Here is a 12,096-nt window from a genome sequence, read left to right on the forward strand (position 1 = left end):
GATCTACCATTCATGCAGGATAAAATAGAAGGAGAGACTTTTACAATGAAAGTCTCTCCTTCTTACAAACTATATTACTCTCCCTGCTTTTTAACCATATGTAAATACAGTACAAAATCCATCATTGTCGACGAATGACCAAGTTGACGAATCATTGCTGTTATATTTCCTCTATGATATGTACCATGATTTACGACATGTTGTACTAACTCTAAAATTGAAGTTTCTAATGCCCCTGCATATGGGTTCTCAATAACAAATACAGCATTCACGTCTTGTATCGTACTTAAAAAGTCTTTATATTGATTTGCCATGTTTCCAAATAATTTTTCTAATTCATATAACGATTTAGTTTCGATTTGTTTTCGTAAATTTTCTCGGTCTTGTATTGCTTCATTCATACTTTTACCATGCAATATGTGTAACCACACTTGATCTGTAATATAAATATGCGCAAAAGTATCCTTGATTGATGGGAATACGCTCTGTATCTGTTCAGTAAAAATCGCCTCATAGTTTGGTAATTCTTTTATTCGATCGAATAATCGTATATTAGCCCAAGCATGGTAATCCACCTGTTTTAACATGTACTCTTTCAATCGAAATCACCTCCTTATTGTATAAAATGAATAGTTTGTCTCTTCATTTCTGATTCTCTATCAGCCTTTACAATTCCTTTTTCTTCAATTTCACGTTTATCTATAGTTTTATATTTTACATGCGTATGAAATTCCATTTGAAATGGAAACGGGGTAATACGAATTGTTTCCTCATCTATCCATTCCGCTTGAATAGGTTTCTCCTCCTTACTATTAAACATTTCTGTTCCTTCAAAACCATCTTTAAACAAATCAATTTCATCTTCCTTTTCTACACCCGGTTTATTCATACAGACATATAAAGAAAGTTCATCGCAAAACTTTAATAATCTATAATGTTTATCGAACATCGCAAATTGTTCTTTTGTTAGCGTTGTCAATATTCTTTTTTGTCGTTCCAATTCCCCTGTATAAAATGACATCATTTCTTCATCTTCCTCATTTAATGGAAATGATAAAAAATGCTTACTACAAAGTAATGCTCCGTATGGATTGGCATCTTCAATTTCATTCAAACCAATCGTATAAAAGACAAAACGTAATGAACTTGGACAATCCATAAAAGTATATGGAATATTTTTAGCATCATTTAAAATTGGTACTTTATCAAGTTCTATCCATCCTCTATCATGCTCATATATTGCATCAATTGTCTCTTTTAAATATGTTTCATCTTCAAAAAAACCTTCTTTTATATGCTTCGCAATCTCTCCAGCTAAAAAACCATGATCATGTTGACGAATTAATATACTTTCTTTCTCATCCTTTTCACGAAAAATCATCTGTATACTCCCCCTCATCCTCATATTATAGCGTTTTCTATGCATCAATTCTTAATTAATCCCTAAATATTAGCAGGGATTCAGTTTCTTGCAACGAAATTAACATAACTATATAGCATTCTTTCTAACAATATAAATAGCTTTATCTTTACTATCCATTATACTAAATCTTTCATTCCAAAAAATTTTTTATGAGGTGAAAACATGAACAAAACAGAATTGATTAAAAATGTCGCACAATCAGCTGATATTTCTCAAAAGGATGCTTCTGCAGCTGTACAATCTGTATTTGACACAATTGCTACTGCATTACAATCTGGCGATAAAGTTCAATTAATCGGCTTTGGAACTTTTGAAGTGCGTGAAAGATCTGCTCGTACAGGACGTAATCCACAAACTGGCGAAGAAATTCAAATCGCTGCTGGTAAAGTTCCTGCATTTAAAGCAGGTAAAGAGTTAAAAGAAGCTGTGAAATAAACAAGAAACCAGCCATTTTATAGGCTGGTTTCTTGTTTTATTTAAGTAATTCTTTTATATTCTCAGCATGATACACCTCGCAAATATAAAATATACATTTGCAGTTACTTACAATTTGATATTTTCTAGTTGGATACACATTCGCCGAAACAGAGCATCCATCAAATAATTCAATAATATTTCCAGAGGGCTGATACCCTTCGTATAATACATTTCTTCTTACTTCCATTTTCTCTATAAGTTTTTCAACTGGAATGTTTCCACTCTCTAATTCACTCTTAATTGTATTTGGTAAAAACGAAGTGTCTGCAAAAATTAGATTTTCAGATAACACTTTTCCTTTATAGCTAACATGAGATACACGATAAAGAAATGTTCCGTTTTTATCAAAGAAGTTCTTCGCTTCTTTCGGGATGTACTGTCTATCAAGCACCTCTTGTTCTAGAACATCAAATTGAACTGTATCATTCAAAAGCTTTTCTAAAGCATGAATAGATGATGTATCTCCAGAAAATAAAATATTTTTAATTGCTTGTACATTATATGTGAATTCATTTGTTCTATTTTCCGCTACTAACATGAGGAACACCTCTTCTATAAAATATTTTATTTAACTTATTTATAAGTTAAAAGCGCTACTGCGTCCAACTGTGTAATTTCGGTGACTTCTTTACTACTTATTGCAATGGAAGCCATATAATCTACACTTGGCCTTAAATCTCTCATCACTGTATTTTCTACTAACTCTTGTCTATCCTTAAAAACCAATAAGTTTGGAGAATCATTTGGAGCTGATATAGTAATATCCACTGGTGAAATCATTAGTCCTTCACCAGTCGCTTTTAGCACTGCTTCTTTTCTAGTCCAATATGTTAAAAAACCTTCTATTTTCTGTTCATTAGGTAATTTCATAACTTGCGCTTTTTCAATGTCTGTTAATACGCCTTCTGCCATTTTCATAACATCCACATTCGGATTCATTTGTTCAACATCAACGCCTACAGGTGCAAACTTTGTAAATGCAACAACAACCCACTCACCCGAATGTGAAACGGATAACTGCGGCATGCCTTCTGGTAATTGTGGTCTACCATGTTGTAACTTACATACTGGGCACATTCGATCAATCGGAACTTGAACTGGCGACATAGAAAGTATCTTTCCAAGAACTAATCTACTAATTACGCAACCGATTATAAAACGGGCACGATCTGCCGAATGATGATATGAATTTGCTTTCTCTCGTTCAACATCATTTAGTAAATTATAATGCCATGATTGTAAATCTGAAATTCTTCCCCACCATATTTGACAATCATTCTCATTCAAAGTTGGTATAGAATCTACAACTTTACTTTCTATCATGTAAACTCTCCTTTATATAACGAATATCAATTGTTATTCATTGACAAGTGCTTTCTGTTTTTTTGATACGGATAACATTTTTTCTTTCTTCTTTGACATTACCTCTTTATCAGAAAGACGTAAAGAAAATAGTAATGCTACGAGTAAAAATATTGCTGATCCAATTAATGCCGCTTGATATGGAAAGAAATCTGAATGCGCATTATGTTGTACACTGTTATTTCCAAAACCGGCTAGTATACTAGCTAAAACAGCAACTCCTATCGCTGAACCTAATCGATTTTGCACATTAAATATAGTGGTTGCTCTCCCCATAGAAGGCGGCGTTATATTGTTAAATGCAGAAAATTGAACTGCTCCAACTGACTGGCCTAAGAAAATACCTATGCCAAACAATAATGCCCGTATTTGCCAAGGGTTTGTATCGTGATTTACAAAACTTAATAAAACAAAGATAATCACCGTACAAATTAATCCAATAGAAATTACCTTACGAGCTCCTAATTTCTTATATGACCATGGTACGATTTGTGAAGAAATCATTAAACCAATCGCCTCCGGAAATGTCGTTAGACCTGATTCTAACGCGGAAACTCCTATTACATTTTGATACATAAGAGGAAAAACAAATAACATTCCTAGTAAACCAGCTGATGAAAATAATGAAATAAGACTCATTTTTCTAAAGACTGGTTCTTTTAATAAGCGTAAATCTAACATCGGTTGCTTTACTTTAAGTTCTACAAGAATAAACAATGTAATAAATACAGTCCCAGCTATTCCAGTACTTATAATCTCTGTAGAAATCCAGCCTCTTGATGGTCCTTGACTAAGCGCATAGATTATCATCGCAAATCCTGGTGCTGATAGAATAAAACCGAGAGAATCAAAGCGACCAGCTGATTTTTCAATATGCTCTTTTAAAAATAGCAGACCGAATAGTAACGCCATAATTCCAAATGGTAAATTAATATAAAATGCCCAGCGCCAAGACATTTGATCTACAAAAAAGCCCCCAATAATTGGTCCTACTGCCGGTGCGACAGCAATTGGCAACACAATAAACCGAGAAATTTTCGGCCTTTCCTCTGGTGAAAATGTTCGGAATAACATCGCCATCCCAACTGGTGTTAAAAGCCCCCCACCAGCACCTTGAATAATACGAAAAATATTCAATGAAGTAATATCGTTTGCTATCCCACATAACGCAGATGCGGTTGTAAAAACGAAAAGAGCAGTTAGAAATATCCTTTTCGTACCGAATCGATCTCCTAGCCAACCAGAAATCGGAAGGAAGACAGCTAAGCTAACTAAATACCCAACATTAACTGTCCCCATCGCAGATGGTGGAACTTGTAGTTCTTTACTTATCGTTTGTAGTGCTACATTTACAATTGTTGCATCCATAGCAGCCATAAACATCGCTGTTATATATACAATGCTCACAACTACTTTTGGATTTATTTTTGCCTTCATTATCGTTTTCCTACTAATATTTTTTTGCCAACTTGATTACTTTTTGGATTCAAATCTTCCCAGTTATTTTCAACATATTGTAAACAATCATTCCTACTAGCCTCTTTATGTACGACGTTCCAACCAATAGGTACATCAAGAAAGGCAGGCCAGAGAGAATACTGGCCCTCCTCATTTTTTAATACTTTATATGTGTAATTATCATTTTCAAACGGATTCGTCATACTGTACTTACCCCTTTCTTATTCTGCAAATATTTCGCTAATACTTGTCCAATTTCTGTAAGTGGCCCTGGTTGACATAAATCTTTATGTCTACAATCAATATCGTATTGCACAATTTGCCCGTCTAAATAATTTAACCACGTATTTGGAGAGATAGGATCAAACCAGTCTGGTATAACAGTAGATCTAAAGAATAAAATATCTCCGTTATAAACTTTCGGTATATATTTCCCTAACAATCCTACTGAGTTTACATATGTTTCTTTCAAATTCAAAATCGTCTCTTCTTCAAGACTTGCTAATGCACTTCCATCTTTACGAAGTATTTCAACCGCACTTTCCATCGTAAGTGGTTTACCATCCATGTTATCTGGATCATATCCACCTAGAGCCAATAATGCGATTAACGCTTCTTCTTCCGTAGGCGCTTCCGTATTCGGTAGGAAGTGACCAGGATAAGAATCTAACATAACGAGTAATTCCACTTCTTCCCCTTCATTTTGTAGTTGCGCTGCCATTGCATGAACAACATTTCCTCCGAGCGACCAACCGAGTAAACGATATGGTCCGTGAGGCTGTACTTCACGAATGTGTTTTAAATAATCCGCCGCCATCTCCTCTAAACTTTTTGGAAGTTCTTCATTTTTAGCGATACCACGTGCTTGCACACCGTAGATTGGATAATCTGTTCCTAAAGATTTCATAAGTCCTGCATAGCACCAACTTAATCCACCTGCTGGGTGTACACAAAATAGTGGTAATTGGTCTCCACCTGATCGTAATGGAAGCAATACATCAAGTGCACTTTGACCATTCCCCATTTCAAGTCTTTCAGCTAATCCAGCAACAGTAGGTGCTGCAAATAAAGTTCCGATATTTAGTTCCACCCCAAGCGCTTCTTTCATGCGGCTCATAAGCTGCACTGCAAGAAGTGAATGGCCACCTAAATCAAAGAATCCATCATCAATTCCAATTTGCGGCACACTTAAAACTTCTGTAAACAAGTCACATAACATTTCTTCTTGCGGTGTTCTTGGTCCACGACTAGAGGCTGATGCGATAAATTCTGGAGCTGGCAATGCCTTTCTATCTAATTTACCGTTTGGAGTTAAAGGCAACTCATTTACTACTACAAAAGCGTATGGAACCATGTAATCTGGTAAACTACCACCAGCAAATTGGCGCATTTCATTCGTATCAATCATTTCATTATTTGATGCGATGATATAAGAAACTAACCGTTTATCCCCTGGTTGATCTTCCCGTACAATAACGGCTACTTGCTCAATTTTAGGGTGTTTCATTATGACCGCTTCTATTTCCCCTAATTCAATTCGGAATCCGCGAATTTTTATTTGGTGATCTGCACGTCCTATATAATCTAACGTCCCATCATGACGCCAATGAGCTAAGTCTCCTGTGCGATACATTCTTGTACCTGGCTTGCCAAATGGATCTGCGATAAATCGTTCAGCAGTTAAGCCTGCTCTTCCTAAATATCCACGAGCAAGCCCTGCACCTGCAACATACATTTCTCCAACTACTCCAGGTGGCACTGGTTGTAAATAGTTATCTAATACGTATACTTTAAGGTCAGGTATACTGCACCCAATTAAACTATTTGCTCGTAAAGAAACGATACTCTCATCTAGCTCAATATAACTAACATGTACTGTCGTCTCAGTAATACCGTACATATTAATAAGCTTCGGTGCATTATGAGGATGTCGGCTATACCAACCTTCTAATCGACTTAGCTCAAGTGCTTCTCCTCCAAAAACGACATATCGTAAAGATAATTGTTGACCAATCTCTTCATTTTCACGATCTGCTTGCATCAATTGATAGAAAGCTGATGGAGTTTGGTTTAAAACGGTTACCTTCTCTTTAACAAGAAGCTGTAAAAATTCTTTCGGCGAACGACTTACACTATGTGGTACTACGATTAGACGCCCTCCATATAATAAAGGTCCCCAAATTTCCCAAACCGAGAAATCAAAAGCGTATGAATGGAACATCGTCCACACATCGTCTGCGTCAAATTGGAACCAATGATCAGTTGCTCCTAAAAGTCTTACTACGTTTTGATGAGGTATCATAACGCCTTTCGGTCTACCTGTTGAACCTGACGTATAAATAACGTAAGCAATATGTGAAGGAGTTAACGGCTTCATACGCTCCATTTCATCTATATTGTCTTCACTATATTTCTCAATTTCTTCTATTACCTTCACATCATCAACTAAAATTTTCAATTGCTCACCACATTCAATTTCCACATCCGAATTTGTTAAAACACATGATGGTTTCGCATCGTGGAGCATAAATGAAATACGATCTGACGGGTAATCTGGATCTAATGGCAAATATCCGGCACCAGATTTCAGAACAGCTAGTAAGCTCACAACCATATTTAAAGATCTCGGCATTGCTAAAGCAACAAGTTGATTAGGACCAATTCCTTTCGCTATTAGCAAACGAGCTAATTTATTCGATTTTTTATTCAATTTTTCATAAGTTAACTTTTCATCTTCAAAGACGACAGCAATAGCATTTGGTTTTATATGAGCTTGTTTTTCAAATAATTGTGATAATGTCATTTCTGGTGCGATTTGAAAACCACCATTCCACTTTTCTAACACTGTATTTTTCTCTGCTAACGTTAATATTTCTAATCTACCAATTAATTGATCAGGATTCTCCGCTGCATCATCTAATAATAAAATGTATCGTTCTATTAATTTTTGCACCGTTTCACGTTTATATAAATCAGTACTAAACTCTAACAATCCGTGTAAGCCGTTTGGAGTACCATCAACTCCGTTACTCTCGCTAATTTCAAATGTTAAATCAAATTTCGCAGAGCCAACGCTTTGAATTTCAAGGCTCGCTTCTATACCCGGAGCATCAAAGGTTGCTTCTGGCGTATTTTGGAAAGCAAACATAACTTGAAACAGCGGATGACTATTTCGAGTACGTACTGGATTTAACACTTCAACGAGTCGTTCAAATGGTACATCTTGATTTTCGTAAGCTGTAAGATTTGATTGCTTCACTCTATTTAATAATTCTTTAAAGCTTGGATCTCCTGATGTATTTGTACGTAACACTAATGTATTTACAAATAAACCGACTATGTCAGAGAGAGCATCATCGTTTCTTCCAGCAATCGGACTACCGATTGGTATATCCGTACCCGCACCTAATCTTGTAAATAGCGCACTAAGTCCTGCTTGCAATACCATAAACAAACTAACTCCATTTTTCCGTGCAAGCTCTACTAACCTACTATGCATACTTGCATCTATATGAAAATGAATTGTTTCTCCCTGGTAACTCGTTTCCATTGGACGCTGATAATCTGTAGGTAACTCCAATTGATCTGGTAAATCTTGTAATTCTTTCTTCCAAAAATCTAATTGTGTTGAAATGAGACTCTCTTGTGTAGTTTCATCTCCTAACAATTGTTGTTGCCAAAGTGCATAATCTGCGTATTGAACCGGAAGTGTCTCCAGCTTTACTCTGTTCCCTTGACATCGTGCTTTATACGCCGCTGTAAGATCTCTCGTTAACGGTTGTAATGACCAGCCATCCCCTACAATATGGTGTAATAAAATGAGTATTACATGTTCGTTTTCACTCATTGTAAAAAGTTGCACACGAACTGCTGGTTCAACATCGAGGTTAAAGCTATATCTTACCGCCTCTGTAAGCACATTTTCTAATTCATCTTTACATGTTTTTGTTTTAATTATTTCTAGATTTAAATTTTCCATATCTAAAATTTTCTGATAAGAACTACCTAATACGTTAGGGAAAATTGTTCTAAGTGTTTCATGTTTCTCAACTACATCATGAATGGCACCTTGTAATGCTTCCTCGTTCAACTTTCCAGACAAACGAATAACTAACGGAATATTATAAGTAGGACTTGGCCCTTCTAAACAATTTAAGAACCATAATCTACGCTGCGCAAATGAAAGTGGAACTTCATTTGGTCTACTTACTTTCTTAATTGCTGGTCGTGCATTTTTTGCTTGATCCAATTGTTTCGCTAATTCAGCAACAGTTGGCGATTCAAATAGTTTCCCAATTCCTAGTTCGACACTTAACGTTTCACGAATTCTTGCCATTAAACGAGATGCAAGAAGCGAATGTCCTCCCATTTCGAAGAAATTATCATCAATGCTAATGCGAGAAACACCAAGTACTTCTGCAAATAAATCACATAATATTTCTTCTTTCGGATTTCTAGCAACTCTCTCATTGTTCATTCCATTATAATCTGGAGCAGGTAATTTCTTTCTATCAACCTTTCCATTTGGCGTTAATGGTAATTCTTCTAGCAATACAAATGCTGCTGGCACCATATAATTCGCTAAACTTTCTGAAACATAAGAACGAATTTCTGCAAGATGAATCGTTTCCTTCTCTTCGGCAACGATATACGCAATGATTCGTTTATCATTTGGACGGTCTTCTCGTACCATAACCACTGCTTGCTTAATATTTTCATGTCGTTGTACTACCATTTCAATTTCAGCTAGTTCAATTCGGAAACCACGAATTTTAATTTGATGATCTGCGCGGCTCATGTACTCTAGAACGCCATCTTTGCGCCATTTTACTAGATCGCCTGTACGGTACATGCGTTGCCCTGGTTTTCCATAAGGATTTGCAACAAACCGTTCAGCCGTTAACTCTGGTTTTCCTAAATATCCGTTCGCAAGCCCTCCCCCCGCAATATACAATTCACCAATTACTCCAGGTGGTACTGGTTGTAATCCTGCGTCTAATACATATACAGCTGTACTCCAAATCGGTTTCCCGATAGGAGGCATACCACTTTCTCTTTCATCGATGTTCATGACAGTAGACCAAATCGTCGTTTCAGTTGGTCCATATAAGTTTGTAATAGTACAACCTAATTCTTTTAATGTTTTTGCTAAATGGGCTGGAAGTGCTTCACCACCTACGAGTACATTTAGTCCTTGTAGCTTCTCTGGATATTCCGTTACTAACGCCTGCCAAAGCGTCGGTGTAGCTTGCATAATTGTCACTCTTTCTTCTTGTAACAATGCCGTTAACGCAGAAGGTTCTTGAATTACTTCTTTTTGTGCGATTGTTAAACTTGCCCCACTAATAAGAGGTAAATAAATTTCGAGAGCTGAAATATCAAACGCAAATGTAGTAACTGCTAATAAATGATCGTTTTCATTTAGTGAAAATATATCGTCCATAGCCAATAAAAAATTACTTAAAGCTTTCATAGGAACAATTACACCTTTTGGATTGCCGGTTGAGCCTGAAGTGTAAATTGTATAAGCTGGGTTTAAAAGTGATTCATCATTTTTTAATGGTATATTCATATAAGAATATGTGTTTAACGCTATTGTCATTTCTTCACTATCTAATTCGATTTCTTTTATATCATCTTCTATGACTAAAATAGATGATACAGATGAATGTGTGATGATACACACTGGTTTTGCATCATTTACAATATAATTGATTCGCTCAGCTGGATATTCAGGATCTATCGGTAAATACGCTGCACCAGCCTTTAAAACTGCTAGCATACTAACTACCATTTCCGTTGATCTTGGAAATACTAAAGCTACAAACTGATTTGGCCCTATTCCTTCTTCTACTAAATAGTGTGCTAGTTCATTCGCTCGTTCATTTAACTCTTTATACGTAAGTTTTATTCCGTTACAAGTAACTGCTATTTTATTTGGATTTTTTTGTACTTGTTTTTCAAATAATATAGGTAGAGAAATTAACTCTTCAGCTTCTTTAGTTTCATTCCATTCGAATAAAACTTTTTGATTTTCTTCAGGAAGAGTAATGTTTATGCTTCCAATCGACGCATCTTTTTCATAATCATTTATCACTAATTCTAATACATTCATAAATCTTTCTTTATGCAATGCTAGCTCCGCGCCATTATATACTTCTGGGTTCGCATCAAAATGAATCATTAACTCATTTTGATCAAAACGTTTGTATACATTTATTGATAAATCATCAACAGGTCCTGCTGATAAATTATGTGTAATACCACGATTTCCAGCAAAGTTAAGCCCGTAATCAAAAGGCATAACATTCACTAACGGTCCAAATAACCTTTGATTTTCACCTAATAACTTTAAGTCTCTTCTTAATTCCTCATGGCGGTATTTATGATGACGGCGTACGTCTTGGATTTCTTTAGAAACCTGCTGTAATAATTCCGCAAGTGTTATATTTGGAGTAACAGTGAGACGAAGTGGTACTAAATTCATTACCATACTCGGTGTATGAATAGATGCAGAACCTAGACGCCCCATCATCGGTAAACCTAAAACAATATCATTTGCTCCTGTTAACTTATGCATATAAATACTGGTTACAGCTATAATAAATTCCGGCCAACTTGCTAACGAAACATTGATATCTTCTAGTAAAGTTTTCGTACTAGAACTAGATAAATACGCTGTTTCACGTAAAAATCCATTTGATGTTCTCGGTGCTCGTTCTGCCAAACTTACAACTTCTGGTTCATCTCCATACTTTTCTAACCAAAAAGCACGATCTTCCTGGAATTGTTTAGACTCACGATACTCCATATCTTCTTGTACAATTTTTGCAAGAGAGCCAAATGGCTTTTCATTCTTATTTGTTTCTTCTATTAATGATGTATACTCTTTCGCTACCTTTTGGCTAAGAAGTGAAAATCCATAGCCATCCATCACAATGTGATGGATGCGCTGATACCAAAAGAAACGATTATTTTCAACTTGAATAAGTACTTCAGTAAATAATGTATCTTTTTTCAAATCAACTGGCATAGATAAATCATTTTTCATCCATACTTTAGCAGCCTCTTCAGGATTTTCTTCTTTACGAACATCAATAAAATGCATATGAAACTGTAATTCCTCAATAACTTGCCATGGACCAATTTCATCTTCTTCGAAACGAACATGAAGTGCCTCTGCTTCCATTACAACTTTACGTACTGCTAATTCAAAAATTTCTTGATTAATATTTCCGTTTATTTCTACATATTCCCCAGTATTATAAATCGGATTAAGCGGATCTAATTGTTGCGCAAACCACATACCAGACTGCGCAGATGATAACGAATGACGAACCTTTTGACTATTAGGCATTCTTTACTACCCCTTTATT

8 protein-coding genes are annotated in these 12,096 nt (G+C 35.7%); 1 reads left to right on the plus strand and 7 read right to left on the minus strand.

Annotation, left to right across the window (positions count from 1 at the left end):
• Positions 1-74: 74 nt before the first annotated feature.
• Positions 75-599, minus strand: coding sequence for a DinB family protein (locus tag AC0L0O_RS13250; protein WP_000666434.1), 525 nt, complete (start codon positions 597-599; stop codon positions 75-77).
• Positions 600-613: 14 nt separating this feature from the next.
• Positions 614-1,381: a DUF3891 family protein gene (locus AC0L0O_RS13255; protein ID WP_000577271.1), complete on the minus strand. Its 768-nt coding sequence runs from the start codon at positions 1,379-1,381 to the stop codon at positions 614-616.
• Between the two features lie 204 nt (positions 1,382-1,585).
• Here AC0L0O_RS13255 and AC0L0O_RS13260 point away from each other — a divergent pair, with 204 nt between their 5' ends.
• Positions 1,586-1,858 carry an HU family DNA-binding protein gene (locus AC0L0O_RS13260; protein ID WP_001043907.1) on the plus strand — a complete coding sequence of 91 codons (273 nt, stop codon included), beginning with the start codon at positions 1,586-1,588 and terminating at the stop codon, positions 1,856-1,858.
• Positions 1,859-1,895: 37 nt separating this feature from the next.
• Here AC0L0O_RS13260 and AC0L0O_RS13265 read toward each other — a convergent pair whose 3' ends face one another.
• The 5 genes from AC0L0O_RS13265 to dhbF are packed head-to-tail and all read right to left on the minus strand — an operon-like array spanning position 1,896 to position 12,077.
• Entirely contained in the window at positions 1,896-2,438 is a 543-nt protein-coding gene (locus tag AC0L0O_RS13265; protein WP_000959134.1) for a hypothetical protein, read from the minus strand.
• Positions 2,439-2,473: 35 nt separating this feature from the next.
• Positions 2,474-3,223, minus strand: coding sequence for a 4'-phosphopantetheinyl transferase Sfp (gene sfp / locus AC0L0O_RS13270; protein WP_000573024.1), 750 nt, complete (start codon positions 3,221-3,223; stop codon positions 2,474-2,476).
• 33 nt (positions 3,224-3,256) lie between these two features.
• Positions 3,257-4,699 (minus strand): MDR family MFS transporter, encoded by a 1,443-nt coding sequence (locus AC0L0O_RS13275; protein ID WP_000644775.1) that lies wholly within the window; start codon positions 4,697-4,699, stop codon positions 3,257-3,259.
• Positions 4,699-4,923 carry an MbtH family protein gene (locus AC0L0O_RS13280; RefSeq protein ID WP_000184067.1) on the minus strand — a complete coding sequence of 75 codons (225 nt, stop codon included), beginning with the start codon at positions 4,921-4,923 and terminating at the stop codon, positions 4,699-4,701. The genes AC0L0O_RS13275 and AC0L0O_RS13280 overlap by 1 nt, the downstream gene beginning before the upstream one ends.
• Complete coding sequence (gene dhbF / locus AC0L0O_RS13285; RefSeq protein WP_473785812.1) at positions 4,920-12,077, minus strand: non-ribosomal peptide synthetase DhbF; 7,158 nt, start codon at positions 12,075-12,077, stop codon at positions 4,920-4,922. The genes AC0L0O_RS13280 and dhbF overlap by 4 nt, the downstream gene beginning before the upstream one ends.
• Positions 12,078-12,096 lie beyond the last annotated feature (19 nt).

This window comes from Bacillus sp. GS3m_15504 (assembly GCF_055825275.1).